This window comes from Nocardia sp. XZ_19_231, from assembly GCF_015355705.1.
Lineage (GTDB): Bacteria > Actinomycetota > Actinomycetes > Mycobacteriales > Mycobacteriaceae > Nocardia > Nocardia salmonicida.
Genome location: NZ_JACUZI010000005.1, coordinates 131,668 through 158,418 on the forward strand (window position 1 = coordinate 131,668; position 26,751 = coordinate 158,418).

Here is a 26,751-nt window from a genome sequence, read left to right on the forward strand (position 1 = left end):
CTCAGCGCTCCGCACCGGTCACCTGATCGATCAGGCCCCAGTCCAGTGCCGCGGAGGCGTCGAGTCGCTGTTCGGTCAGCATCAGCCATGCGGCGCGCCAGCGGCCGATCCGGCGCGGCACGCTGACGGTGCCGCCCGCGCCGGGGATCAAGCCCATCCGCACCTCGGGGAAACAGAAGTACGTATCCGGGGTCGCGGTGACCGTTCCCGCGAACGCGGCGATCTCGGCGCCCGCACCGATGCACGGGCCGTTGGCGCGGACGACGAGACGGTCGGCGATGCGATCGAGCGCCCGCCACGGTGCGTGATCGAGTCGCACCAGGTACGCGGCGACTATGTCTGTCGCCGAGCCGAATTCGGCCAGATCACCACCGCTGCAGAATGCGGGGCCGTTGCCGCTGAGTTCGATCGTCGCGATACGCGAGTCCGCGACTGCCACCTGCGCGGCGGCGAGAAGTTCCTCCCGAAGCCGCGTGCTCAGCGCATTGCGACGCTGCGGGTGATCCAGCACGATCGACAGGTGGTCCGCGCTGCGCCGCAGTCGAACCAGGGGGCGATCGGTGGCGGGTGCGGGCTTCACGGGCCCGCGCTCGACGAGCCATCGAGCGAATTCGGGGCCGGCGAGCAGCATCGAGTAGGCCGCGGCCTCAGCGGCCAGCGCGGGCGTTGTGTCGCGTTCGATTCTCGCGCGAAGCAGATGGCCGCAGACGAGCGCGGCCCGCGGCGAGCGGGCGACAGCGGCACGCAACGTCGCAAGGGCGGCATCGATGTTCGCCACGCAGACCACCTCTGAACGGAGGGCCTGGGTCGGTCGGTCGGTCAAGGTCAGCGTGGTGGCGGCCAGGATGGGCCCGATGGCCGCGGAAGGTGGCCGCCGCAGGACCCCGACGACGAGCGATGTCGACTCCCGGATTCGAGTGGCCGTCGCGAGCACCGACTCGGGGGACGCGGCGCCTAGGTCGTCGAGTTCGAGCACGATGAGCGGTCTAGTCGGCGCTCCTGATTCCGAGAGCGCGAGCCCGTCGTCCAGCAGCGGATCGTTCATCGACTCGGTTGCCGGTCGGCGAGGGTGCGTCGGACGTGGAACTTCTGCACCTTGCCGCTCGCGGTCCGTGGAAAGTCCTCGACCTGGTGCAACTCCTCCGGCCACTTCTGTTTGGCGACACCGGCCCGGTCGAAATGTGCCCGCATCTCGGCGATGGTCGGCAGCAGGTGGCCCGTGCGCAGCCGCACCACGGCGGCGGCGTGTTCGCCGAGGCGGGCATCGGGCGCGGCGACGACGACCGCCTCCGCGATCCCGGGCATGGTCAGCAAGATCTCCTCGACCTCGAGGGCGCTGATGTTCTCGCCGCCGCGAATGATGATGTCGGCCTTGCGATCGGTGATGGTGAGGTACCCGTCCGCGTCGAGTTCGCCGATATCGCCGGTGTGGTACCAGCCGTCGGCGTCGAAGGCGGCGGCGGTCAAGGCGTCGTCGGTGTAGCCGAGGCACAATTCCGGTCCGCGACTGAGGATTTCGCCGTCCTCGGCCAATCGGATCTCCACGCCGGGGAGGACGTCGCCGTCGGTGAACAGGCGTTTGTCCGATGCCGCGGTGACCCGCGACCCGGTGATCGATGGGTGCTCGGTGCTGCCGTAGGAGCGAAAGACCGTGATGCCGAGATCGTCGAGCCGACGCGTGACCGCCGCGGGCACCGATGACCCACCCAGACCCGCGTACTTCATCCGGGGCAGATGCGCGTCGGAGAAATCGGGATGGTCGAGCAGGCTGGTGACGAAATACGTCGCGCCGCCGCCGACGGTGAGTCCGTCGCTGTGCATCAGCGCCAAAACGAGCTCCGGATCCCACACATCGGTCAGATTCACCGGTGAGCCGTCCAGCACCGGAATCAGGAAGGCGTTGACCATGCCGATGAAGTGCCCGACGGGGGCCGCGGTGAGTTGTTTGCCGCGTTCGGGCGGGTACCAGGCGGCCAGCTGTCGGGTTTCGTGACCGAGGGTTTCGTGGCTGTGCACCACGCCTTTGGGTGCGCTGGTGGTCCCCGAGGTGAAGGCGATCAGCGCGGGGCCCGCCGGATCGGTCGCCAGGAATCCGGGCATCGGATCATCGGCGAGCAGTTCGTCGAAGTCGCGTCCCACGACGCCGACGATCGGGATGTCGGCGCACAGATCGGCCTGGTGCTCCAGTCGCCCGAACCGCTCGGCCCCGATGAACACCCGTGGTGCGGTCGCCTCGAGAATGTAGGTGAGTTCCTTGCGGCCGTAGAAGTGCACGATGGGCACCACCACAGCGCCGAGGAAGGCCGATGCCCAGAAGGTCGCGGCGGCCTCCATCCAGTTGGGCAGTTGGAATGCCACGACGTCGCCGGGACCGACTCCGCGAGCACGCAGGCCGGCGGCGAGTCGCCGAGCCCGATGCTCGACCTCGCCGAAGGTCCCCGACCAGGGGCGCTCGGCCGAGTGCACCCGGAACTCGGTGTCCGGTGCGGCGGCGAGACCGCGCGTCAACATCTCGCCGATAGGTTCGCCGGTCCACCACCCCTGTGTTCGGTAATGCTCGATCAAGTCGGCGGGAATGCTGCGCACGTGAGACTCCAATGCCCGATCCGAGGTCCTGCGGCGATGATGTTATTCTCTGAAATCAAGAATGACAATCTCGCGATGGGAGAATCTCAGATGGTCGACCTCGAGTTGGATGAGGGTGTCGCGGTCATCACGATCGATCGACCACAGGCCCGCAACGCCATCGCGCCGAGCACCATGGACGAGCTCGATGACGCACTCGACAAGGCGAAAGGCGCCCGCGCCCTGGTCATTCGAGGAGCCGGTGACCGAGCGTTCGTCTCCGGCGGCGACCTGAAAGAACTGAGCGCGCTGCGCACCGAGGAACAGGCCGCGGCGATGGCGTGGCGGATGCGGTCGATTTGCGACCGGCTGGCGAATTTCCCCGCCCCGGTGATCGCCGCGCTGAACGGGCACGCGCTCGGCGGCGGTGCCGAAGTCGCTGTCGCCGCGGACATCCGGATCGCCGCCGACGACATCAAGATCGGATTCAACCAGTCCGCCCTGGCGATCATGCCCGCCTGGGGTGGTGCCGAGCGGCTCGCCGCCCTGGTCGGCAAGAGTCGGGCATTGCTGCTCGCGGGTGCCGGGACCATTCTCGAGGCGGCCGAAGCCGAGCGACTGGGGCTGGTTGACCGGGTGCTGCCACGGGCCGATTTCGAGGCGGGCTGGCGCGCGGCGGCCCGATCGCTGGCGACCGCGCAGGCCGGCGAGATCAAGCGAGTCGTCGCCGGGGTGTCGGCACAGGAGGCCGTCGACGCTTTCGCGCGCCTGTGGGTGGCCGATGAGCACTGGGTCGCCGCTGACGCGGTACTCAATCGGCGCACCTAACCCACGATCACCCGTCGGCGGGCAGAAACGGAACCAGCGCGGCTTCGGCGGGCACCCCGAACGAGTTCAGGGCCATCGCGAGCATCGTGTACGTGCCGACGACGAACACCAGATCCATCAGCTGGTGTTCGTCGAACTCGGTCGCCAGGGCGTTCCAGGTGTCGTCGCGCACCACGCCGTCGGCGAGCAGTTCGTCGACGGCGGTGAGCAACCGCCGATCGGTCGCCGACCACCCCGGTGCGGCCGGGCCTTCGGAGATCCGGGTGATCTCCTCGGGTCCCAGCCCCGCGCCCGCTGCCAGGATCACGTGCTGTGCCCACTCGTAGCCGCAACGCCGGACCGCTGCCACCCGGAGCACGAGCAGCTCGCGCTGCCGGGCCGTGAGCGTGGAGCCGGACAGGAAATGGCCGGTGAAGGTCAAGAACGGTTTCGCCAGCGCCGGATACCTGGCCAGGGTGCCCAGGAGATTGGCGCCGCTCTGGCGGCCGCCGGACGGCTCGGTCCCGGTGGCGGCGGCGGTGCGGAAGCCGGCCAGGAAGGTGGTCATCTCGGTGGACCATTCCGCCGTCGGAAGAGGCGAGATGCGTGGTTGCGCTGGATCGTCGGTCGCGGTCATGTGTTGCGCCCGCCGTTGACGCCGATGACCTGGCCGGTGAGGTAGCCGGCTTCCTCGCTGACCAGGAACGCGCAGGTGGCGGCGACATCGGCGGGAGTGCCGATCCGGCCGACCGGGGTGCGCGCGATCTGGGCGTCGACGTCGATGAACCCGCGCTCCACTGTCCGGCGCAGCATCGGTGTGTCGATGAATCCCGGCGGGATGGTGTTCACCGTGATCCCCCGCTTGGCGAATTCGAGCGCCAATACCTTGGTCAGGCCGACCACGCCCGACTTCGCCGAGACATAGCCCGCCAAACCGGCTGCGCCACTGTGGATACTCGACGACGAGATATTGACGATGCGGCCCCAGCCCTGCTCGATCATGTCCGGGATCACCGCCTGACAGCAGTCGAACGTCCCGGTGAGATTGATCGCCAGGGCCCGGTTCCAGGCCGCCGCGGTGATGTCGAGGAACGGGCCTTCGAGGGTCAGTCCGGCGCTGTTCACCAGCACGGTCGGGCGGCCGAGGCGGGCGCGTACTTCGGCGAGACCGGCATCGATGGCCGTGCGGTCGGTGACATCGACGGGCAGGCCGATGGCCTTGCCCCCGGAGTTCTCGATCTCCGCCGCGGCCGCCTCGGCCGCGGCACCGTCGATGTCGAAGATGGCGACGAGGGCGCCGTCCGCGGCCAGCCGGGTGCTGATCGCACCGCCGATCCCGGAGGCGCCGCCGGTGACAACGGCTGTGCGAGAACTCATTTGATCGCCTCCTCGCCCCGCAGGGTGGTGCGGTGCATCCGGCGAGGTTCGCGCCGGTCGAAGGCGCAGGCCCGGTGGACCAGGCCGCGGTTGTCCCAGATCACCAGGTCGCCGACCGACCAGGCGTGGCGCAGAACATGATCAGGGGCGGTGGCCCGCTGCTGGAGTTCGGCCAGCAATGCGCGGCCCGCTCCGGTGTCCATGCCGAGGACGTGCGAAGCGGTCGCCCCGAAAACCAGTGAGCGACGCCCTGTTTCGTGCTCCCACACCAGTGGATGTTCGCGGACCGTCCGCGAGGCCCACTCGCTCAGCTGTTCCGCGGTGGGGTCCGGGTAGGTCAGCCGCTGGATGGCCTCGAAGGTATGGATCACTCGCAGTTCGGCGAAATCACGCTTCTCGGTGTCGGAGAGATTGTCATAGGCGGCGTAGGTGCTGGCGAACTCGGTCTCGCCGCCCTCGGTGGCGATCACGTGGGCACTGAGCATCGACGCCTTCGCCGGGATGGCGTCCAGCGCCCCGTCCAGGTGCCAGAAATCGTTGCTGGCGAAGTATTCGGCGTTCGGATTGTCCGGGTCGAAACTGATCTGCATGACATCGGGATTCGCGTAGAGCGGGAACTGCACCAGCTCGCCCAGGCGGCGCCCGAACGCCGCCTGCGCCTCGTCGCCGATATGCAGTTCGCGAAACAGTAGGACGCCGTGCTCTTCGAGAGCCGCCATGCACGCCGCGGGGATATCGGGATCGGTCAGCAGCCTGTCGATGTCGGCGTCGAGCACTTCGACGCCTACCGCGTCGCTCAGCCTCTTCGTGGCAAGGGTTGGCATCGCGCGCCCCTCATCCTTCCGGCGGTGCGTACCCGAGTACGCCCTTGATCTCGAGGTAGTCATGGAAGCCGAATTCGCCCCACTCGCGGCCGTTGCCGCTCTTCTTGTATCCGCCGAAGGGGACCTCGAAGTCGAACCCGTCATTGATCGAGACCGACCCCGCTCTGATCCGGCGGGCCACCGCACGCGCCTGTGCCAGATCGGTGCCGGCGACGAAGCCGGCCAGCCCGTAGTCGGTGTCGTTGGCGATGTCGACGGCGTGATCGAGATCGTCGTAGCCCAGGATCGTCAGGACCGGCCCGAAGATCTCCTCGCGGGCGATGGTCATGTCGTTGGTGACCTCGGCGAAGACCGTGGGCCGCACGAAGTACCCGGTGCTCAGGCCCTCCGGCCGCCCCGGCCCGCCCGCCACCAGTGTCGCGCCTTCGCCGATGCCCTTCTGGATCAGCGACTGGATCTTGTCGAACTGCGCACCCGACACCACGGGGCCGATGGCGAACTCGCCCTTCGGATCACCGACGGTGACCCCCTCGGCCGCGCCACGGGCGACCTCGATCGCCTCGGCCATCCGCGCATGCGGCACCAGCATGCGCGAAGGCGCGCTACAGGTCTGGCCCGAGTTGAGCATCATGCTCACCACGCCCTTGCCGACGTTCTCGGCGAAGGCGTCGTCGTCGAGAATGATGTTGGGGCTCTTGCCGCCGAGCTCCTGGGTGACCCGTTTGACCCCGGCCGCCGCGTTGCGCGCGATGTCGATGCCCGCCCTGACCGACCCGGTGAAGGAGACCATGTCGACGTCGGGATGACTCGTCAGCGGCACGCCGACGGCGAGGCCGTCGCCCTGCACCAGGTTGAACACCCCGGCGGGAACGCCTGCGGCATCGAGGATCTCGGCAAAGATCTGCCCCGTGAACGGTGACAGTTCCGAGGGCTTGAGCACCATCGTGCAACCGGTGGCCAGCGCCGGGAACACCTTCACCGCGATCAGGTTCAGCGGCCAGTTCCAGGGGGTGATCAGGGCGCACACCCCGATCGGCTCCTTGACGATCAGCGAGGCGCCGCGCTGTTCGTCGAAGCGGAACCGTTCGAGGATCTCGATCGTGGTGCTCAGCTGGCCCGCCCCCAGATCCACCTGGAATCCGTTGGCCAGGGCGGCCGGTGCCCCCAGTTCCTCCATGAGCGCAGCCCCGAGGTCGGGGGCGCGCTTCTGATATTCGGCGAGGACGGCGCGCAACAGCGCGATCCGTTGCGCGGGATCGGTGCTCGACCAGCCGGGGAAGGCGGCGCGCGCGGCGGCGACCGCACGGTCCACATCTGCCGCCGTGCCGACAGCCACGGTGCCGCACACCTGTTCGGTGGCCGGGTTCACCACATCCATGGTGCGCGGCTCGGCGGGGTCGATCCACTGTCCGTCGATATAGAACTTCAGATATTCACGCATGATTTCCTCACTGAGTTCCTTCCGCATACCAGGTGCGGAATTCGTCATAACTCGGCATTTCTTCCGAGTTCGCCTTGGGGTCGACCGCGACGTGGATGACGCCCGGTCGTCCGCTCGCGTAGGCGCGTTTGATCGCGGGCGCGATGTCCTCGTCGCGTTCGACATATTCGCCGTAGCAACCGAACCCCTCGGCGACCTTGTCCAAGCGGGTGTTCGTGCTCCAGTGGACGCCGGTCTCGAGCGAACCCTGTCCATAGGTGCGCTTGTAGACGCCGACCTCGAGCCCCCACGCGTAGTCGACCGCGACCACGCAGACCAGCGGAAGGTTCAGCCGCGCCGCGGTTTCCAGTTCGGCGATGTGGAACTGGAACGAGGAATCGCCGGTGATCAGCATCAGCGGCCGTTTCCCGCCGTCGGCCACACCGGCGCCGACGGCGTAGGGCAGGCCGGTGCCCAGATGCCCGAAGTTCTGATTCCACATCACGTCATGGGGTTTGGCCTGGGAGTAGGTCCAGCCGAAGATGGTGGTCGCGCCGCCGTCGCGCACCATGATGCCGTCGGCCGGGAACGACTTCGTCGCTTCCACGATCAGGCGCGCCGGGTGTACCGGCGACATCCCCGACGGCGCGGTCTCGGCCAGTTCGGCGAGTTGGGCCGCGTCCTGTTCGATCCAGCCCGCGAGCTCGGGAGTGGGGGTGCGCGGGGTGTCGCGCAGCGCCTCGACCAGCTGCGGGACGATCGCGCGCAGGTCGCCGACCAGCGGCACGTCCACCGACCGGTTCACCCCGATGGCCTCGGGGTCCTGCTCGACGAGGATCCACTTGCGGTTGGCCTCGTTGGCGACCCAGTGCCTGCCGCGACCGTAATGCACCGGCTCGCCCAATTCGGTGCCGATGGCCAGGCACAGATCGGATTTCACCACCGCGTCGATCGCCGCCGCCGAAAAACCGTACGGGAAGGTGCGGTCCTCGAGCCCGGCGATGAAGGAGGTGCCGCCCGAGGTCTGGATGACCGGGCAGGCCATGGCCTCGGCGAGCGCGCGGACCGACGCGCCTGCGCGCGTGGTGTGCACGCCGTGCCCGACGAGCAGCACGGGCTGGCTCGCCGCCCTGATGTACTCGACCGCCTCGGCGATCCGGTCCGGACCTGCCGTCTGCCCGACCAGGCGATAGGCCGAGGGCGCCAGCGCGGGCGCGACGTCGAGTTCTTCCTGGATCACGTGCGAGGGGTACTCGATGTACACCGGACCCGGGGTGCCGGAGAGTGCCTTGCGCAGACCCTCTCGGATGACCTCGTCGGTCTGGTCGGCGTATTCGATACTGGCGCAGTACTTCACCGACGGCTCGAACAGCGCGGCCTGCTTGACGAACTGGATACGGCCGCGCCGCACCCGCTGCTCGGTGATCCGCGCACGCTGCCCGCCGAGGAAGATGACCGGCGAGTTCTCCACCTTGGCGCACATCATCGCGCCGGCCAGATTGGCGACGCCGGGGCCGAGCGTGCCGATGCACACCGCGGCTCTTCCGGTCATCCGGGAGACGGCCTCGGCCATGAAACCGGCGGACTCCTCGTGGTGCGGGGCCACCACCTGCCACCCGCGTTCTTCGGCGAGGTGGAACATGTGCACGAAGTTCGGGTCGGGAATGCCGAAGAGGGTGTTGATGCCTTCGGCCTCGAAGAGTTGCAGAATGCGTTCGTAGACTTTAACCGACATGCGTGCTGCCCTCCATGGCTGTCGCGAAGCTCTTGGTGATGTGGTCGAGATGGCCGGAGGGGACCACCGGCAGGATCCACGGGTTCTCGGTCGCGCGGATCGCGTCGATCCGCGCGCCGACCTCCTCGATCGACCAGGACGGTTGGTACACCCCCGGGGTCTCGGCGATGAACGCCCGCGCCACCCGTCCGGCGATCGACACCAGCATCTCCCCGGTGATCGAACAGGATTCGTGCGCGAGCCAACCCACCACCGGCGCCGCCAGTTCCGGGTCCATGGGCGGGTAGGCCGAGGTGTCGATGCCCTCGGCGAGGCGGGTGAGCGCGGCGGGAACGATCACGTTGCAGCGGACGCCGTGCTCGGCGCCCTCGAGCGCGACCACGTTCGACAGTCCGATCAGGCCCGCCTTGGCCGCGCCGTAATTGGCGACCCGGTGGTTGCCGTACAGCCCGCCGATCGACGAGGTGAGGACCACCCGGCCGTATCCGGCGGCGCACATCAGCGGAAAGGCGGGCCGCACCACATGGAACGCGCCGCGCAGGTGGACATCGAGCACGGCGTCGAAGTCCTCGTAGGTCATCTCCGACAGCGGCGCGTACCGGTTGTTGCCCGCGTTGTGGACGATGATGTCGATCCGGCCGAAGGCGTCGAGCGCGGTCTGCACGATCGCCTGACCGCCCTGCGCGGTCGCCACCGAATCGGTGCAGGCCACCGCCGAACCGCCGGCGGCCGTGATCTCGCGGACCACCGCCTCGGCGACCCCGGCGTCGCCACTGTCGCCGCTGATGGTGCTGCCCGGGTCGTTGACTACGACCTTGGCCCCCTTCGCGGCGAGCAGCAGCGCGTAGGCGCGGCCCAATCCTCTTCCGGCGCCGGTGATCACGGCGACTCTGCCCTCGAAACCGAGTTCAGACATGGTGCGCTCCGTTCACCGCGCGCCTCATCGGGCCGGTTCGGGTGGGGTGCCGAGGGCGAGGCCGGGCAGCTCGCCGGTGTCGCGCCACGCCTGGAGCAGATCCTCGAAGGCGTAGAAGCCGGGCCAGTACGGGTCACCGAGGTGGGAGCGGATCTGCTGCTCGCCCTCGTTGTTGTAGTAGCCGGGGGTGCACTCGCGCTGAAAGTTGCTGTTGTCGATCGCGCTCTCGCGCACGGTGGCGCACCACTGCTCCTGCGCGTCGGCGGTGGGTTCCACCGTGGTCGCGCCACGGGCCAGCGTTTCCTTGATGATGTAGGCGATGTGGGTGGCCTGCTGCTCGAACATGGCCGTCGTGCTCGCGGTCACCCCGCCCTGGACGAAGCCGGTGAAGAACTGATTCGGGAAGCCGGTGGTCATCGTGCCGTGCAGGGTGCGATATCCCTTGGCCCAGTGGTCGTAGAGCGAGAGCTCGTCGCGGCCCGCGAAAGGGGCGATGCCGAAGCGCCGGTCGAGATCGGTGGTGATCTCGAAGCCGCTGGCGAAGATGATGCAGTCGACCTCGTGTTCGACACCGTCGGCGACGATGCCTCCGGCGGTGATCCGTTCGACGCCCTTGGTGCCCGACACGTCGACGAGGGTGACGTTGGGGCGGTTGAAGGTCGGCAGATAGTCGTCGTTGAAACAGGGCCGCTTGCACAGGAATCGGTAGTACGGCTTGAGCGCTTCGGCCGTGGCCGTATCGGTGACGACGGCGTCGACGCGGTCGCGCACCCGCTGCATCGCCTGATAGTCCAGCAGCTCCCGCAGCTCCATGAACTTCTCCGGCGTCAGATCCGCCCAGCCGCCGGTGCGGTCGAGGTGATCGCGCACATTGCGGCTGACCTCGGTCCATCCGTCGCAGACCAGATCGTTCTGACCGGGACCGTAGGCTTCGAACGCGCCGGTGTGGAAGTTGCGACGCAACTCCTCCTGCCAGCCCGGCTGCAAGGTCTGTGCCCACGCGGGGTCGGTCGGCACGTTGCCGCGCTCGTAGATGTAGGACGGGGTGCGCTGGAAAACGGTGAGGTGCTGCGCGGAGCGGGCGAGGTGGGGGATCGACTGCACCCCGCTGGCGCCGGTGCCGATGATCGCCACCCGCTTGTCGGCGAGCTTGTCCAGGCCGCCGCGCATGTCGCCGCCGGTGTAGTCGTAGTCCCAGCGCGCGGTGTGGAAAGTGTGCCCCGCGAAATCGGCGATCCCGGGGATGCCGGGAAGCTTGGGCCGGTTGAACGGGCCCTGGCACATGATGACGAAGCGCGCGCGGATCTCGTCGCCCCGGTTGGTGCCGATCCGCCAGCGCTGAATCGACGCGTCCCACGTCATCGAACGGGTCAGCGTGCCGAAGATCGCCTTCTCGTAGAGCCCGAAGTGCTTGCCGATGCGTTGGCAGTGCTCGAAGACCTCGTCGCCGAAGGAGTACTTCTGCTGGGGGATGTAGCCCACTTCCTCGAGCAGCGGCAGGTAGCAGTAGCAGTCGGTGTCGCACTGGATGCCGGGGTAGCGGTTCCAGTACCAGGCGCCGCCGAAGTCACCGGCGTGCTCGATGATGCGGAAGTTCTCCACGCCGGCACCGGCGATCCGGGCCGCGGTGACGAGTCCGGCCAGTCCGCCGCCGAGGATCGCGACATCGATGTCCTGCGAGATCGGCGGCCGCGCTACGACCGGGGTGTAGGGATCGGACTCGTGGTACTCGGCGAATTCCGCCTCGGCCTCCACGTACTGCTGCTGGCCCTCCGGGCGGATCCGCTTGTCGCGCTCGGCGAGATACCTCGCTCGGAGTGCGTCGCGATCGACCTCGGGCGTCTGCGTCGGTTCGCAGTTGTGCATGGCGAATTCCTCGGTGTGATGCGGTGTTTCGGGTGGGCGGGGCACGCGGACTCAGGCGAGATCGCGCGGTGCGCCGGTGCCCATGTAGGTGGCCAGGTTGTGGTGCAGGTTGACGACGCTGCGTTCGCGGTACGGGTTGGGCTTGGGTCCGGAGAATCCGCGCGTCTTCATGCCCCGTTGGACCGCGGCCATGTTGGAGAAGTCCTGGGGCAGCACCGTGCGCCACGCCGGATCGTCCTCGGCGGTGTACTCCCACTCGGTCTTCGGTTCCTGGCCCGCCGGGAACAGTTCGTAGACCGCGGCTTCGAAGATGCACTTGTCCGGGTCGTCGCCGAAGGGCCTGGCGCTGTAGCAGAGCATGTTGTTGAGCGCGTGACCGATCTGGAAGTTGGGAAAGATCTGCCATGCGGTCCCCGCGGCGGCGACCACCTGCGGGTCCACCGTCGGCCACACCACTCCGCGTTCGGCGTCGTAGTTCCTGGCCGATTGCAGCCAGTGCTTGAGGACCTGATCGGCCGGCGTGCCCTCCGGCAGTTCGGCGACCAGCCGATTCGCGGCGTCGACCAGGGTTCTCGTGGTGTTGGTGTTGGCGTTCTCCCAGGTGAAATTCTGTAGTTCGGCCGTGGACATGCGGGCGTCCGGCCCGGCCCCGAGCCGCAGTTTCGCCTGGTTCTCCTCCATGCCCTTGGGTGCGTCGTAGCCGATGTTGCTGTGCTTTCCCTGGGCGCGTGACCATCCGAGGAAGTTGCCGAAATTCATGAACTCGGGGTGGGTGTAGGGCACGTGGTAGGTCTCCATGAAGGCCTCCAGCGCGACCTTCCAATTGCAGTCGAAGACCAGCCAGCGCCGCCAGCGGTAGCGCATGTTCTCCAGCTGGAACGGATCGAGCAGGCTCGCGGCCGGTTCCAGGTAGTCCCGCAGCGGTTCGGCGTCGGGGTCCATGTTGATCCAGATCCAGCCGCCCCAGGTGTCGACCCTGACCTCGGAGAGCCGGGTCTTGTCCGGGGTCAGACCGCGCGGCCAGTCCTGCTGCTCGGCCGCGAAGGTGTTGTTGCCCTCCAGGTCGTAGCGCCAGCCGTGGAAACCGCAGACGAATTGCTTGCAGCTGCCGTGTGTATCGTGCGCGTAAGGGGCGGTGTCGACCAGCCTGCGACCTCGATGCGAGCAGACGTTGTAGTGCGCGCGAAGGGTGTCCGGCCCCGACCGCGCCACGATGATCGAGTCGTCGAGGATGTCGTAGGTGAGGAAATCTCCGACCTTCGCCAATTCCTCGACCCGGCCGACCTGCTGCCACACCTTGGCCCACAGTTTGTCGCGTTCGGCTCGGGCGTACTCCTCGGACAGATAGGCCTCGACACCGATCGTGCGCGGTGTCGACAGCGCTTCTTCGGTTGCGGCGACCGCGGATTCGATGTTGTCGACAGTGTCGGTCATGGCTTCTCCTCACGGGTGATGGCGGCTCGGAACGCGGCGTCCTCGAGGAACAGGGAGGTGTGGTCGGCGTCGAGGTGGGTCCACTTGAGGTCGAGCCCGCCGTCGACCAGCAGGGTCTGGCCCGTGATGTAGGTCGACAGGTCCGAGAGCAGGAACAAAATCGCGCCCGCCTGCTCGTCGGGTCGACCGCGTCGACCCATGGCGATGGCGCGGCGGTCCCGCTCGGCGTCCTCGCCGACATAGGTGGCCGAGGCCGGGGTCTTGGTGACTCCGGGGGCCACGGCGTTCACCCGGATTCCGTCGGCGGCGAGTTCGACGGCCAGCGTCCGGGTCGCGGCCACCAGCGCGGCCTTGGCTGTGCCGTAACCGATATGGAACGGCGCGGTGTTCATCCCGCTGATCGAGGAGATCGAGACGATCGAGCCGGGGCGCTGTCGTGCTTTCAGTTCGGCGGCGACAGCCTGGCTCATGAAGAACATCGTTTCCAGGTTCTGGGTGAACAACGCGCGCCAATCCGCGCGGCTCACCCGCAGCGCGGGCATCCACGTCGCCGGTGCGGCACCGCCCGCGACATTGACCAGCCCGTGCAGCTCGCCCTCGGTCCTGCGGATCTGTGCGAGCACCGTGGCGATGCCGTCGTCGGTCGAGGCGTCGGCGGCCACCGGTACGATCGAGAGCCCCTGCGCCACCAGTGGATCGAGGTGGGTGGCGAGGTTGTCCGGAGATCGGCTCACCGCGATCACGGTGGCCCCGGCCCGTGCGACCATCTCGACCACCGAGGTCCCGATCCCGCCGCCCGCCGCACCGGACACGACGACGACGCGTCCGGTGAGATCGGTCGGCACGGCCCGGCTCATGTCGTGGGTCGCAGCGCGAGCACGCTGCCCTCGGCGTCGGCCGACAGATAGAGCGTGCCGTCGGGTCCGGCGGTGATCCCGGCGAAGGGGCCCTGCGGTCCGGAGAACGGCGGCAATCCGCGCAGCGGTTTGGGCGTGACTCCGGGCGGAGCGCCGACCGGCAGGTTCTGAGCGAGCGTGGTGCGCACCTTGGTCGCCAGATCCACGCTGATCAGCGACTTGCTGCCGACGTCGACGACATAGAGCGTGCCCGCGCGCACCAGGATTCCCTGAGGCTTCTCGAGTCCGTCCACCACCGTGTCCACGCCGGCGCTACTCACCGAAACGATGCGTCCCGCACCGGATTCGGCGACCAGGCAGGTCCCGTCCGGTGTGAACGCGACGCCGATCGGCTGGTGCAAGTCGGCGGCCAGCTGTTCGACGCGGCCGCCGGATCGCACGGCCAGCACCCTGCCCGTGCCGAACTCCGCGGCGACGATGTCGCCGTTGGGTGCGACCGCGACACCGTAGAGCTGGTCGAGTTCGTCGGCCAGCACCTCGCTCTCCTGGGTCGCGGGCCGGTAGCGCGTGATCTGACCGCCCGAGGTGGTGACGATGAATTCGCCTGCGCCGACGGCAGTTACGCCGCGGATGAAGCCCGGATAGCCGGGGCTGAACAGCATCCCCGCGGTCTCCGGCGCGCGCCCCGGCCGCAGGACATAGAAGTAGGTGCCGTCGGCGACATAGAGTTCACCGCCGCTGTCGACGGTGAGATCCAGCGGCCAGTTCAGGCCGCCGGGCAGGGTCGTGCGGGTCCGGCCGCCGTCGAGGATCTCGGTGATCTCGCCGGTGAAGTTCGAGACGAACAGCCTGCCGTCGACGAAGGTGCAGTTGTCCAAACCGGGGTTCAGCGTGGCCAACACGGTGCGCTCACCGGTACGGGGATCGATGCGCAGCACCTCGCCGGTACTGACCTGGGTGGAGACGATGTTGCCCGCCGCGTCGAACTTCACCGAGTCGGGGACACCGAGATCGCCGACTACTCGTTCGGGTTCGCCGCCGAGCGGGTCGATGCGCCAGATGTCGTTGGTACCCATCACCGGGTAGTAGAGGAGCCCGTCGGGACCGACCTCCATGGCATTGGGCATCGCGAGGTTCTCCGCGAGAATGCGGGGCTCACTGCCGTCGGTGAACAGTTCCATCAGTCGCCCGCCGACGCGACATTCGTTGACGAACAACCTGTTCTGATGCACGGTGATGCCGTTCGCGCTCGGCAGGTCGTCGCGCAGTACCCGAGTGTGGCCGTCGGCGTCGCGCATGCTGACGCGCCCGTCCATCACCTCGGTGGCGAACAGATTGCCCTGGTCGTCGAAGGCCAGATCGTCGGGCGCGATGATGTCGCCGCCCTTGGCACTGATCGTCTCGAGTCGACCGGTCGTGATGTCGAGTGCGCTGATCTGGCTGCCGGTCACCTGGGCGACGTAGACGCGCCCGTCGGGGCCGGTGCGCAGACCGTTCGCGCCGAAGAGTCTGCTCGGGGGAGTGAGGCGTTCCAGACTCCACCCTTCGGCGAGGCTCATTGCTGTGGTGCTGATGTAGCGCGCCCCTTGCGTCACGGTGGGGCCTCCTCCGGGGTGAGAGCGACGTGGTCCGCGAGGGGTGGCGTCGCACTCGGCCGGATCGCCGGATCGTGATGCGGACCACTTCATCGGTGGATCGGAGCCTGCCAGCAAGTGGTGAGCATTACAAGTATTGTTATCCTTGTAAGGATTGTTTAGCATGCGCGACGGGCGAGAATCACAATCTCATTTGCTGCAAGTCGCACTCTACCGCTGTTGACGTGCGCTTTTGTGAAGAATTGTCAGGAGATCTAGGCGCACGCGGGCGCCGAGTTCGGCGACAGGGGCGGCGACGCACGGATGGTGTCCGTCAGCTGGGGTGAACGCAGCGCCGTGCGGCCGCCGAGCATCGTGGCGGTAGCGACGGCCTATCCGGGGTTGATGGTGTTGTGCCCCAATATGATCCGGCAAGCGGCGCAGCGTGATTCGAACGCGCGAAGTCGGGGGAGTTCGACCGGGTCCGCGGGTGCGGCTAGAGGCGTGCGCGGTGGCTTGACTGGATCGACTGGCGCGACATGGCCGACGAGGCGTTGACGACGCCGCCGTCGAAACGTTCGAGCACCACTGCCTGCGTCGCGGCCAGGTGTGCGCGCGCCAGCCGCTCGGCCTCCTCCGCCCGACCCGCGGCGATTTCCTCGACGAGCCGGCGATGGAAGCGCACGGCGTCGTGCGCATCGGCCTCGGAGGGGTACTCGCCCCGTCGGGTCGTCGCCTCCGCCCAGGCTTGCTCCTGTGCTGACCACAGGGCCACGAGCGTGCTGACGACGTAGCGGACAGTCACGTTCGGCGTGAACGAGACGACGAGATCATGGAACTCGCGGGCGGATTGCGTGAAGGCCACGCCGTCGCCGACCATGGTGGCCGAGGCGTCGACAGCGGCCTCGAGGGCGGGGACGACCACCTCGGCGCGGTCCTCGCGCCGGGCGCATTCGGCGGCGCACATCGGCTCGAGCGCCTGGAGCCCGGACGCGAGATCGCCCAGGGTCACACGGGCGCCCTGGAGGGCCAGGCCGAGGTGATAGGCCGCCGAGACCTCGTCGGGTCGGTGTACCTCGGCGCCGCCGACATTGCCGCGCCGGACCGTGACCAGGCCCTCGGTCTCCAGGATGCGCAGCGATTCCCGGATCGAGGGATAGCTGACGCCGAAATCCTTGACCAGTTGATCCTGGGTCGGGAGACGGTAGTTGTCGTCGGAGAGGATGTGGTCGCGCAGTTCCGCCGCGACGGTTTCCGCGATACGGCGCTGCGGAACCCGGCCCCGTCTCGGGGTGGTCAACGAACCCGCCGATCGTCCATGGCGGGAGTGTAATTGATCGCGGGTCAACCATTCAAGTATTGCTATCCTTATTATGTCAAATATTGCTATCCTTATGAGGATTGACTACAGTCCGATCATGGATTTCACGATGGGTACGGCTGCCGGGGATCTGCGGGGGGAGCTGCGCCGACTGGTGGACGAGCACGTCCCGGCCGAGTTTCTGGGGGCCTTCACCGACGATCCGGCCGATTTCGCTGCTGCCCAGCGGTTTTCCCGTCTGCTCGCCGAACGGGGTCTGCTCTGCCTGGCCTGGCCCGCCGAGTTCGGCGGCCGCGATGCCTCCCTCTGGGAACAGACAGTGGTGCGCGAGGAGATGTGGGCGCATCACGAGCCGCGCGGCGCGCAATACATGGGCGTGAACTGGGTGGGGCCGACGATCATGCGACACGGCACCGCGGCCCAGCAACGGACCCATCTACCCCCGATCGCGCGCGGGGAGGTGATCTGGTGTCAGGGTTTCAGCGAGCCGGATTCGGGCTCGGACCTGGCGTCGTTGCGCACGGCTGCCCGTCGCGACGGTGACGGTTGGCGGATCTCCGGCCAGAAGGTCTGGACCTCCTACGCCGCGATGGCCCAGTGGTGCTTCCTGCTCGCCCGGACCTCGACCGGGGAACGCAAGCAGTCCGGTCTGACGATCTTTCTTGTCCCGATGTCCAATCCTGCCATTGTCGTTCGCCCGATCCGCTCCATGATCGGCCCGCACCACCTCAACGAGGTCTTCTTCGACGATCTGCGGGTGACCGAAGCCGATGTGCTCGGCCCGGTCGACGAGGGCTGGAAAGTGGTCCAGGAGGTGCTGGCCTTCGAGCGGGTCGGTATCGCCCGCTACGCCCGGTGCGAACGTCTGCTGCGCGCCGCGCCCACGGCACTCGGTGACCGGTGGGACGAACTGCCCGCCGAACTGCGTGGCCGGTGGGCGCGCATGTTGACCCATTGCCGACGGGCTCGGTTGCTCGCCTATCGGGTGCTGTCGCTGCAACGCGTCGGCCAGGTACGTCCCAGCGACGCCGCGGCCTATCGGATCGCGGTGACCACCCTCGACCAGGACAGCGCCGAGGTGCTGGTGGAGATCGCCGCCTACGCCGGATCGACCGAATCCTCGAATGATCAACGGCTCCAACGCTTCCGCCGCGAGTGCGAGGAACACTGGCGCTATTCGCAAGCTGCGACCGTGGCCTCGGGAAGTATCGAGATGCAGCGGATCCTGCTGGCCCGAGCATTGCTGGCCGCGTCGTGAACATCGACCTGAGCGCGGATGCGCTCGAGTTCGGCTCGCAGGCCTCGCGCGCGTTGGAAGCGGCGGGCGGTGACCAGCTTGTTCAGCTCGCGGAGCGGGAACCGGGACGGCGCGAGAGTTTGGTCGCACCGGTACTGAGTGGACTGGGTGCCTGGGACCTCGACCCGCGCAACGATGCCGACGAGCTGGAGGCCGCGGTCGCGCTGTGCCGTAGCGCGGGGTACTGGGCTGTGCCCTATCCGCTGGCCGAACGGCTCTCGCGGCCCACCGATCTCGATGTCGACGGCCTGCTCGTGATCGCCGACCACGGCCCCGAAGCGCCCGTCGCCGACCTCGAATTGCGATGGGCGGCAGTGACATTGTCGGGCCGCCGCAGCAGTGTAGCGGTAGGACCGTCGCGACCGCCACGCGGCTCGGCGTTCGTGACCTCGCTCGAAGTGGGGTATCTCGACGACGACGGCGCGGCCGACGTGGCACTCGGGCTGGTGCTGCCGTGCTGGACATTGCTCGGCATGCTCGACCGCGCGATGGATCTCACCCGCGCCCACGTACTGCTGCGTGAGCAGTTCGGCAAGCCGCTCGCGCAACTGCAGGGTGTGCAGTTCCAGCTCACCGAAGCCGAGGTGGAGCGCACCGGGCTCGACGTGCTGGCGAAGTACGCGCTGTGGAGCATCCAGGTGGGCCGCGTCGAGGCACTCGACGACGCACTCGCGCTGCGGTCGGCCGCGATCGAGGCGGCCGAGATCGTCTTCCGGGTGGCGCACCAGTTGCACGGCGCGATCGGTTTCTGCGACGAGTCGACGCTGTCGTGGCTCTCGCGCTACAGCTTGCCGCTGCGGCGTTTGCCGCTCGGATTGTCGGGCACCGGCGACGCGTTGACGCGGCGCATCGGGCGCGCCGGCCTGACCGGGTTGTTCGACGAGGACCCCGCGGAGGTGGCCGGGTGAACTACGACCTGCCCGACGAACTGATCGTGGAGTGCGACGGCCCGATCCGCACCGTGGTGATCAACCGACCCGGTGAGCTGAACGCGGTGAACAAGGCTCTGCACTGGGCGCTCGCGAATGTCTGGCGGCAGCTCGCCGCCGATCCCGCAGCCGGGGTCGTGATCCTCACCGGGGCGGGCCGAGCCTTCAGTGCGGGCGGCGATCTCGACTGGATCACTTCGTTCCTCGACGATCCCCTCGCACGCGACGAGAGCATCAGGGAGGGGGCGCAGATCATCGAGGAGATGCTGCGCTTCCCGCTGCCGGTGGTCGCGGCGGTCAACGGACCGGCGGTAGGGCTCGGCGGCAGCCTCGCGGTGCTGTGCGACGTGGTGCTCATTTCCGAGCGCGCATACCTGGCCGACCCGCATGTCGCGGTCGGCCTGGTCGCCGGTGACGGCGGGGCCGCGTTCTGGCCCTTGCTCACGCCGATCCTGCGGTCGCGGGAGTTCCTGTTCACCGGTGACCGGATCAGCGCGGCCACCGCCGTCGAGTTCGGGCTCGCCACGCGCAGCACCGCTCCCGACGCGCTGCTCGCCGAGGCGCATTCGCTGGCTCGACGGTTGGCCGCGTTGCCACCCGAGGCCGTGCGCGGTACCAAACGCATCGTGAACATGTACCTGTCCCAGGCGCTCGGCGGTCCGATGCAGGCCGGTTTCGCGGCGGAGGTCGCCACCATGGAGTCCGCCGCGCACCGTGACCGGCTGCGCGCGCTGCACGAGCAGGCGCGCAGCCGGTGACGGGGGAGTCTCGGACTCTCGACGACTTTCGCACCGAGGTCCGACAGTGGTGCCGGACGAACATTCCCGTCGACTGGCGCCGGGCCCAGACCGGCGTCTCGGACCGGGAGTTCGTCGAGTTCCAGCAGTCCTGGTTCCAGCGATTGCGGGCCGCCGGGTTCGCGGTGCCGCACTGGCCGAAGGAATACGGCGGCGGGATGTCGTCGGCCGAGCAGGTGGTGCTCTATCAGGAACTCGCCGCCCACGACGCGCCCCGGCTGGTATTGGCTTTCGTCTCGATCCACCACGCGGCGGCCACCCTGCTCGCCGCAGGGACCGAAGAGCAACGCCGACGCCACCTTCCGGCCATCCTGGATGGCGAGATCTGGTGCCAGGGCTTCTCCGAGCCCGGCGCGGGCTCGGACCTGGCCGCGCTCACCACCAGCGCGCGCCGAGGACCCGACGGTTATGTCGTCAACGGGCAGAAGCTGTGGGCCAGCGGCGCGCAGTACGCGGATTGGTGTCTGCTGCTCGCTCGGACCGATCCCGATGCCCCTGCACGACAAGGTATTTCGTATTTTCTGTTGGATATGCGGTCACCCGGCGTCGAGGTCAGGCCCATCCGTCAGGCGACGGGGGAGTCGCACTTCTGCGAGATCTTCCTCGACGACGTGGTCATCGCGACCGACCGGCTGGTCGGCCGGGAGAACACCGGGTGGCAGGTCGCACAGCGAACCTTGGGCGCCGAACGCGGCATGACGATGCTCGAACTGGCCGAGCGACTCGGCAACGGGGGTTTCGGCCGACTGGTCGAGAGCTGTCCGCTCGATGACCCCGTGGTGCTCGACCGTCTCGCGGCACTCGAGATCGAGCTCACCGGGCTGCGCGCCCTGTGCGCCGACTTCGTCGCCGAGGCCGCGCCCGGCCCGGCCGACGCGTCGATCGTGAAGCTGTACTACAGCGAGTTGCTGCAACGCATGACCGACTTCGGCACCGAGGTGGCGGGGCTTGCCGCGCACACCGAGCTGCGAAAGCCACTGTCGAGCGGCTGGGAATCCGGTGCGTGGATGCTGGATTTCCTCGGTTCGTGGGAGTGGACGATTCCGGGTGGCACCAGCGAAATCCAGCGCACCATCATCGGTGAGCGCGGCCTCGGCCTACCTCGCGAGCCCAGGGGGAAATGATGAACTCGAACCACGCCGACGACCTCGCCGAGCTGCATGCCGAGGTAGCCGCGGTAGCGCGGGAACTGCTCGCCGACTCCGCACCCCGCTGGGCGACGATCGCGCGAGCGGGCTGGCCGGGGCTGGAAGTATCGGCGGCGTTCGACGGCGCCGACGCCGGCTTCGCCGAGGTCGCTGTGGTTCTCACCGAGATCGGTCGGGCCGCCGCGTCCGGCCCGTACCCGGCGGTCGCGGCGCTCGCTGTCGAAGCCCTCAATCATGCTGTGCCGACACCGGATAGGGACCGACTCCTGCGCGAGACTGCTGCGGGTGCGGTCGTCCCGATCCTGGTGCTGGCAGGAGGGACTATGGGGGAGAAGGGGTTTCGGATCGAGGACTCACCGCGGGGACCGCTGCTGCGCGGCGCCGCGGAGTTTGTCCTCGACGCACCCGACGCGGGGCGGCTGCTGATCCCCGCTGTCGATCCGGCGGGCGAGGTCGTCCTCATCGACCTCGACCCCCGCGCGCGTGGACTGCTCGTCACCGAGCGACCGGTGCTCGATGCCACCCGGAGCCTCGGCGACATCGTCGCCGAGGAGGTCGCGGTATCACCGGAGTCGTTGTGGCACTTCGAAGACGGATATCGGGCCGATGCGCTGGGCCGACTGCGTGATCGGGCCGCCGTCGCGGTGGCCTGCGACAGTCTCGGCCTGAGCCGGGCCATGCTCGACGCCACCGTCGCCCACGTCGCGGTGCGAGAACAGTTCGGCCGCGCTATCGGGTCGTTTCAGGCCGTCAAGCACGCGTGTGCCGACATGCTCGTGCAGGTGACGGTCGTGGGGAAGCTGGTCGACGCGGCGGTACGCGCGGTCAGCTCCTCCGGTGCCGATGCGGCGACCTCGGCCTCGATGGCCAAGTCCTACGCGTGCGCGACGGCGGTGGATATCGCGGGCAAGGCGATGCAGTTGCACGGGGGAATGGGCTACACCTGGGAGAGCGGCATCCATGTTTATCTCAAGCGGGCCGCGCTCAACCGGTCGCTGTTCGGTTCGCCCGCCCAGCATCGGGCCCGGCTGGCCCGGCGGTATTCCGTTCAGACGCCGCACCGTTGGGGCGCCTGAACGGCAAGTCGCTCACGACCGCAGGCGCGCCTCTGCCAGCTCGCGCAGGTCGCTGGACTTGATCTTGGCGCTCCCGGTGAGCGCGATGTCCGCGTCGTCGAAGAACAGCACGTGCCTGGGCACTTTGTAGCTGGCGAGCCGGTCCCGCAGGAAACCACGGATCTCCTCGGCGAGCGGACTCGCGCCGTCATGGGGCACGATGCACGCGACGACGACCTCGCCGAGCGTCGGATGAGCGACGCCGACGGTGCGGGTGACCTTCACTGCGGGATGGTCGGTCAGGGCGGCGTCGACCTCGAGCGGCGAGACATTGGCCCCGCCGGTCTTGATGATGTCGGTGAGCCTGCCCTCCCAGTACAGCCGACCCGTCTCGTCGAGGTAGCCGCCGTCGCCGGTGTGGAAGTACCCGTCGGCGTCGAAGGTCTCCTCGCGGCGGACGCCGAGATAGCCGAGCATGAGAGTGGGTCCCTTGACGCAGATCTCGCCGCGTGTGCCGCGTGCCGTCAGGGTCCCGGTGAGCGCGTCGACGATCTTGATCGTCATGCCGGGCAGCGCGATACCGCTGCTGCCCGCATGGACCTCGGTCGGCGTATCCGCCGGGAAACAGGTGGCGATGGTGAAGGTTTCGGTGCACCCGTAGGCGCGGCCGGGTTCGAACCACTTCGTCGACACCGTCGGGTGTCGCGCGATCGGGGTGTGGAAGTCCACGAACCGCATGCCGCTCAGATCGACGGTGTCCCAGTTGGGCGCGCCCTCGAGTTGAGCCCACTGGTGCGGCCAGGCGACCGGGAAGTTCACCCGCCGCGTGGCCATCAGCTCGAGCGCCTCGACGGCCTCGAAGGTCGGTTGCAGAATGAGGGCGCCGCCCGCGGCGAGCGTCGAGCCGAGCGCCTGCGCGAAATTGCCGGACCAGAAGAAGCCGTTGGCGGCCCAGCACCGCACGTCGTCGGCGGGCCCGAAGCCGAACAGGCGTTGGAAACGCCACATCTGGATCGTCACCCCCGCATGGGCGCTGAGGATGCCCTTCGGGGTGCTCGTCGAGCCCGAGGAGAAGAACAGCACCGCGGTATCGCTGGGCCGCACCGCCGCGGCGGTGGCCTCGACCAGGTCGCGAGCGGTGCCCCGACCACGGGCGAGAAACGCGTCCCACGTGTCGATCGCGGTGCCCGCCGCCGCCTCGCCGATCATGGCGAGTCCGCGCAGGAAGGGGTATTCCGCCGAGTGCAGGGCGCCCGGCGTCGCCTCGGCAATCTTCGGTTCCAGCTCGGTCAGCACCGCCGCGAAGTCCTTGTCGGCCACGGTGCGCTCGAACAGCAACACCGAGACGCTGGACTCCCGCAGCAGGAAGTCCAGCTCGGCGCGCGTCGAGAAAGTGCTCAGGGCGACGGCGACGCCGCCCGCGAGTGCCGTGCCGAAGACCGCGGCGATCCACTCGGGGCGGTTGGTCATCAGGACACCGACCCGGCCGTCCTTGCCCAGACCGCAGGCGCGCAGCGCCATGGCCACTTCGACGGCCCGCTCCCACAGATCGCTGTAGGTCCAGCGGATGTCGCCGTCGGCGGTCCGCGCGAGCACCGCCTCGCGGTCGCCGTAACGCTGGGTCACCTCGCGCAGGAACCCGGGCAGGGTGAGCGGTCCGAGCCCCGGTTCGGCGCTCAGGTCGGGACCCGTCACAAGCGAAACAGCTTGTGCGGATACGGTTTCGGACTCCACGCCCATCATCGGCCTCTCTGCGGATTGTCTCGGCGCCGTCAGAACGGCAGCTCGACCTCGGCGGTGCAGTCCACCAGCACGCCCAAGTCCTGATTGGTGAGGCGCAGCTTGATCTGCACGATCGGAACGCCCCACGCCGACTCGGCGTCCTTACCGATCACCTCGGCGTCGAAGTAGGTCACATCGCCCTCGAAGGCGGGCAGGCGGAAGTTCGCCTTGGAATGGCGAACCATGCCGTCGTAGCCGGCCCAGTAGGCGAGATAGTCGGTGCACCAGGCGCCCATGGTGGCGCCGTAGCCGTAGGCGCGCGCCATCCCGACCTCGCTGGCCTTGCCCGCGTCGATATGGCCACGCGACGGTCCGACGTAGAGGCCGTCGCGCTTGCGCGGATCGATCTTGGCCCCCTCCTCGTCGAAGGCGAAGCCCTCCACCCAGCCCGGATCCTGATACACCCAGGGGTCGGCGATGCCGGGCGGGGCGACCCAGCCGAAGGTGCCCCAGATGTTGAACAGGAACGCCCGGTACTCGGTGGTGAAGCTGGCGACCGTGTGCGGTCCGATCACTCTGCGTGGCAGGGTGTCTCCGACCTTCACCTCGTCGAAACGCGGTGAGACGCCGTGTCGATTCGACATCAACCAGTCGGTGCGCAACGCGTCGACCGAGGCGAGTTCGGCCGGGGTCCAGCTCTTCACCGTGCCGAACTGGTTCTCGTAGAGACCCCGCTCGGCGGCCTCGGCGGCGAGATAGCGGATCGCGGTGGACCGTTCGCGTGCCACCAGCACGCCGTGCTGATTGGTGTGGGTGGTGTCGCCGCGCGAGAACATGGTCGGCCCGGCGAATTTCGTGTCGGCGACCTTGTAGTCGTGGAAGCGGCGCTGCTGGAACAGGGTGTCGCCGGGCCGCACCGGGCAGCCGTAGAACCACCATTCCTCGCCACCGAAGATCAGGTGACTGCCGGGAATGTGGCCGACACACGCCGGCGCCGCGCCGTGCCCGTAGTCGAGGGCGACGGCGATCGACTGCGGTGCCACGAGTCCGCCGAAGCGGGACTCACGGGCGAATTCGTGATCCCAGTGCACCGGATTGGGGTAATCCATCGCCATCACCCAGCGACGAATGTCGGAGGTGCTGCACGGATCCCACAGTTGGCCGCCGCCGATCGGCTGGCCGACCCGGTGGTCGACGTCGGACAGGTCGAGTTCTGTGATCGCGGGTCGGTCCGGCTTTGTGCTCACAACTGCTCCTGAACTATCGATTGACGTCGACGACGATGCGACCACGCACCGTGCCCGCGATGAGCCGTTCGGCGGCGGCGATCGTGTCGGCCAGCGCGATCTCCTCGACGATCTCCTCGATGACGTCCGGGGCGAGGTCTCGGGAGAGCCGCGACCAGGCGGCGTCTCGTCGCGATCGCGGCGCCATGACGCTGTCGATGCCGTACAGGGTGACCCCGCGCAGAATGAACGGAGCGACCGAGGACGGGAAATCCATGCCCTGGGCCAACCCGCACGCGGCGACGGCGCCGCCGTAGCGGGTCTGGGCGCAGGCATTGGCCAGGGTGTGACTCCCGACCGAGTCGACGACGCCCGCCCAGTGTTCCTTCTGCAGGGGTTTGCCGCCCTCGGCCAATTCGGCGCGGTCGAGCACCGTGGCCGCGCCGAGGTGACGCAGATAGTCGGCCTCGTCGGTCTTTCCGGTCGCGGCGGCCACGGTGAAGCCTGCCGCGGCGAGCAAGGCGATCGCGATACCGCCGACCCCGCCGGTCGCGCCGGTGACCAGGACCTCGCCCTGCTCCGGTCGTACGCCGTGGTCGAGCAGAGCGCTCACGCACAGACTCGCGGTGTAGCCCGCGGTGCCGATCGCCATCGCCTGGCGGGAGGTGAACGCGGCGGGCAGCGGTACGAGCCAGTCGCCGTCGAGGCGGGCGCGCTGGGCGAGGCCGCCCCAGTGGGTCTCCCCGACGCCCCAGCCGTTGAGCACCACGCGGTCGCCCTTGGTCCAGTCCGGGTGCGCGCTGTCGGTGACGATGCCGGCGAGGTCGATGCCGGGCACCATCGGAAAGCTGCGCACCACGGGGGATTTGCCGGTGATCGCCAGTGCGTCCTTGTAATTCAGCGTCGAGTACTCGACTTCGATGTCGACGGTGCCTTCCGGGAGCGCGGACTCGGCCACGCTCGTCAGCGCGACTCTTCGTCCCGCATCGTCCTTTTCGATCAGCACCGCGGAGAACATCGCCGCCATCGTGTCGTCCATGGCGAGCACATTACTTCAATCCTATTAAGGATAGCAATGCTTGACTGTTCAAGGGTCAGCGTGCGGTCCAGCCGCCGTCGACCACGATCGTCTGGCCGGTGACGTAGCTGCCCGCATCGCCCGCCAGCCAGGCAACGGCCCCGACGATGTCCTCGGCGGTGCCTTCCTTCGGCAGCGGAGTGTTGCGCCGCAGATACGCCGCGGCGCGCTCGCTCTCGTAGAGCGGCTCGGTGATCTCGCTGCGAAAGAAGCCAGGGGCCACCGTGTTCACCCGGATCGAATGCCGTGCCCACTGCACCGCGAGTTCGGCGGTGAGCCCGGACAATCCGGCCTTGCTCGCGGCGTAGGACGCCTGCGGGATGCCCGGGATGCCGACCAGGCCGCTGATCGAGGAGATGTTGACGATCGTGCCGCGGCCGAGCGTGCGCATATGCGGAAAGACCTGCTGCGACAGCCGCAACGGCGCGACGAGGTTGAGGTCCATGGTCGCGCGGATGGCGTCGACAGGTTCGTCCTCGGCGCGTTCGGTGGTGAACATCGTGCCCGCGGCGTTGATCAGGATCTCCGGTGGGCCGAGCGCGGCGACGACCGCAGGGACGATCGCCTCGAGGCCGTCGGCGCTGTTGAGCTCGGACAGATCGCACTCGACGGCGAATCCGTCGATCCGCTCGGCGATTTCGGTCAACCGGTCCCTGCGCCGGGCCACCACCGCGACCCGGGCACCGAGGGCGGCCAGGGCCGATGCCACCGCGGCGCCGAGTCCCGACGACGCGCCCGTCACGATCGCCACACGGCCGTCGAGGTCGAAAAGTCTTGCGGTGGTGGCGCGATCGGGTGTCATG

23 protein-coding genes are annotated in these 26,751 nt (G+C 68.3%); 6 read left to right on the plus strand and 17 right to left on the minus strand.

Features of this window, described 5'->3' with window-relative positions; genetic code table 11:
- Position 1: 1 nt before the first annotated feature.
- Together IBJ82_RS22610 and IBJ82_RS22615 are read right to left on the minus strand one after the other, a co-directional pair.
- Positions 2-1,045 (minus strand): enoyl-CoA hydratase/isomerase family protein, encoded by a 1,044-nt coding sequence (locus IBJ82_RS22610; RefSeq protein WP_194827971.1) that lies wholly within the window; start codon positions 1,043-1,045, stop codon positions 2-4.
- On the minus strand, positions 1,042-2,586 hold the full coding sequence (locus IBJ82_RS22615; RefSeq protein WP_194827972.1) for an AMP-binding protein: 1,545 nt from the start codon (positions 2,584-2,586) through the stop codon (positions 1,042-1,044). Before IBJ82_RS22615 ends, IBJ82_RS22610 begins: the two co-directional genes overlap by 4 nt.
- 90 nt (positions 2,587-2,676) lie before the next feature.
- Between IBJ82_RS22615 and IBJ82_RS22620 the strand changes: the two genes are divergently transcribed.
- Positions 2,677-3,393 (plus strand): enoyl-CoA hydratase/isomerase family protein, encoded by a 717-nt coding sequence (locus IBJ82_RS22620; RefSeq protein ID WP_194828421.1) that lies wholly within the window; start codon positions 2,677-2,679, stop codon positions 3,391-3,393.
- Between the two features lie 7 nt (positions 3,394-3,400).
- Here IBJ82_RS22620 and IBJ82_RS22625 read toward each other — a convergent pair whose 3' ends face one another.
- The 11 genes from IBJ82_RS22625 to IBJ82_RS22675 form a co-directional block, all read right to left on the minus strand.
- Positions 3,401-4,009, minus strand: a complete 609-nt coding sequence (locus IBJ82_RS22625) for a carboxymuconolactone decarboxylase family protein (protein ID WP_194827973.1) — start codon at positions 4,007-4,009, stop codon at positions 3,401-3,403.
- Complete coding sequence (locus IBJ82_RS22630) at positions 4,006-4,749, minus strand: SDR family NAD(P)-dependent oxidoreductase (RefSeq protein WP_194827974.1); 744 nt, start codon at positions 4,747-4,749, stop codon at positions 4,006-4,008. Before IBJ82_RS22630 ends, IBJ82_RS22625 begins: the two co-directional genes overlap by 4 nt.
- Complete coding sequence (locus tag IBJ82_RS22635) at positions 4,746-5,573, minus strand: TauD/TfdA family dioxygenase (RefSeq protein ID WP_194827975.1); 828 nt, start codon at positions 5,571-5,573, stop codon at positions 4,746-4,748. The genes IBJ82_RS22630 and IBJ82_RS22635 overlap by 4 nt, the downstream gene beginning before the upstream one ends.
- Before the next feature lie 10 nt (positions 5,574-5,583).
- Positions 5,584-7,014: an aldehyde dehydrogenase family protein gene (locus IBJ82_RS22640; RefSeq protein ID WP_194827976.1), complete on the minus strand. Its 1,431-nt coding sequence runs from the start codon at positions 7,012-7,014 to the stop codon at positions 5,584-5,586.
- Positions 7,015-7,021: 7 nt separating this feature from the next.
- Positions 7,022-8,728 (minus strand): thiamine pyrophosphate-binding protein, encoded by a 1,707-nt coding sequence (locus IBJ82_RS22645; RefSeq protein ID WP_194827977.1) that lies wholly within the window; start codon positions 8,726-8,728, stop codon positions 7,022-7,024.
- Positions 8,718-9,644, minus strand: a complete 927-nt coding sequence (locus tag IBJ82_RS22650; protein ID WP_194827978.1) for an SDR family NAD(P)-dependent oxidoreductase — start codon at positions 9,642-9,644, stop codon at positions 8,718-8,720. The genes IBJ82_RS22645 and IBJ82_RS22650 overlap by 11 nt, the downstream gene beginning before the upstream one ends.
- A gap of 24 nt (positions 9,645-9,668) precedes the next feature.
- On the minus strand, positions 9,669-11,510 hold the full coding sequence (locus IBJ82_RS22655; RefSeq protein WP_194827979.1) for an NAD(P)/FAD-dependent oxidoreductase: 1,842 nt from the start codon (positions 11,508-11,510) through the stop codon (positions 9,669-9,671).
- A 51-nt stretch (positions 11,511-11,561) separates the two neighbouring features.
- Positions 11,562-12,944, minus strand: a complete 1,383-nt coding sequence (locus tag IBJ82_RS22660; protein WP_194827980.1) for an SRPBCC family protein — start codon at positions 12,942-12,944, stop codon at positions 11,562-11,564.
- A complete protein-coding gene (locus IBJ82_RS22665; protein ID WP_370585433.1) occupies positions 12,941-13,789 on the minus strand; it encodes an SDR family NAD(P)-dependent oxidoreductase in 849 nt (282 codons plus the stop codon). Before IBJ82_RS22665 ends, IBJ82_RS22660 begins: the two co-directional genes overlap by 4 nt.
- 8 nt (positions 13,790-13,797) lie before the next feature.
- Complete coding sequence (locus IBJ82_RS22670) at positions 13,798-15,360, minus strand: SMP-30/gluconolactonase/LRE family protein (protein ID WP_194828422.1); 1,563 nt, start codon at positions 15,358-15,360, stop codon at positions 13,798-13,800.
- Between the two features lie 511 nt (positions 15,361-15,871).
- Positions 15,872-16,675 carry a FadR/GntR family transcriptional regulator gene (locus IBJ82_RS22675; RefSeq protein WP_194827982.1) on the minus strand — a complete coding sequence of 268 codons (804 nt, stop codon included), beginning with the start codon at positions 16,673-16,675 and terminating at the stop codon, positions 15,872-15,874.
- A 118-nt stretch (positions 16,676-16,793) separates the two neighbouring features.
- Between IBJ82_RS22675 and IBJ82_RS22680 the strand changes: the two genes are divergently transcribed.
- The 5 genes from IBJ82_RS22680 to IBJ82_RS22700 are packed head-to-tail and all read left to right on the plus strand — an operon-like array spanning position 16,794 to position 21,943.
- Entirely contained in the window at positions 16,794-17,954 is a 1,161-nt protein-coding gene (locus IBJ82_RS22680) for an acyl-CoA dehydrogenase family protein (protein WP_194827983.1), read from the plus strand.
- The gene (locus tag IBJ82_RS22685) at positions 17,951-18,901 is read left to right on the plus strand and encodes an acyl-CoA dehydrogenase family protein (protein ID WP_194827984.1); all 951 of its coding nucleotides are present in this window, start codon (positions 17,951-17,953) and stop codon (positions 18,899-18,901) included. The genes IBJ82_RS22680 and IBJ82_RS22685 overlap by 4 nt, the downstream gene beginning before the upstream one ends.
- Positions 18,898-19,680 (plus strand): enoyl-CoA hydratase/isomerase family protein, encoded by a 783-nt coding sequence (locus tag IBJ82_RS22690; RefSeq protein ID WP_194827985.1) that lies wholly within the window; start codon positions 18,898-18,900, stop codon positions 19,678-19,680. The genes IBJ82_RS22685 and IBJ82_RS22690 overlap by 4 nt, the downstream gene beginning before the upstream one ends.
- The gene (locus IBJ82_RS22695) at positions 19,677-20,843 is read left to right on the plus strand and encodes an acyl-CoA dehydrogenase family protein (RefSeq protein WP_194827986.1); all 1,167 of its coding nucleotides are present in this window, start codon (positions 19,677-19,679) and stop codon (positions 20,841-20,843) included. Before IBJ82_RS22690 ends, IBJ82_RS22695 begins: the two co-directional genes overlap by 4 nt.
- Positions 20,843-21,943: an acyl-CoA dehydrogenase family protein gene (locus IBJ82_RS22700; RefSeq protein ID WP_228537550.1), complete on the plus strand. Its 1,101-nt coding sequence runs from the start codon at positions 20,843-20,845 to the stop codon at positions 21,941-21,943. The genes IBJ82_RS22695 and IBJ82_RS22700 overlap by 1 nt, the downstream gene beginning before the upstream one ends.
- Positions 21,944-21,955: 12 nt before the next feature.
- Here the strand turns inward: IBJ82_RS22700 and IBJ82_RS22705 are convergent, their stop codons facing one another.
- The 4 genes from IBJ82_RS22705 to IBJ82_RS22720 all read right to left on the minus strand — a co-directional run bounded on the left by IBJ82_RS22705 (position 21,956) and on the right by IBJ82_RS22720 (position 26,750).
- Positions 21,956-23,617, minus strand: a complete 1,662-nt coding sequence (locus IBJ82_RS22705) for a class I adenylate-forming enzyme family protein (protein WP_370585434.1) — start codon at positions 23,615-23,617, stop codon at positions 21,956-21,958.
- Between the two features lie 77 nt (positions 23,618-23,694).
- Positions 23,695-24,891 carry a MaoC family dehydratase N-terminal domain-containing protein gene (locus IBJ82_RS22710; RefSeq protein WP_194827989.1) on the minus strand — a complete coding sequence of 399 codons (1,197 nt, stop codon included), beginning with the start codon at positions 24,889-24,891 and terminating at the stop codon, positions 23,695-23,697.
- Positions 24,892-24,904: 13 nt separating this feature from the next.
- Positions 24,905-25,909 (minus strand): MDR family oxidoreductase, encoded by a 1,005-nt coding sequence (locus IBJ82_RS22715; protein WP_305082281.1) that lies wholly within the window; start codon positions 25,907-25,909, stop codon positions 24,905-24,907.
- Between the two features lie 55 nt (positions 25,910-25,964).
- Complete coding sequence (locus tag IBJ82_RS22720) at positions 25,965-26,750, minus strand: SDR family NAD(P)-dependent oxidoreductase (protein ID WP_194827990.1); 786 nt, start codon at positions 26,748-26,750, stop codon at positions 25,965-25,967.
- Position 26,751: the final 1 nt, after the last annotated feature.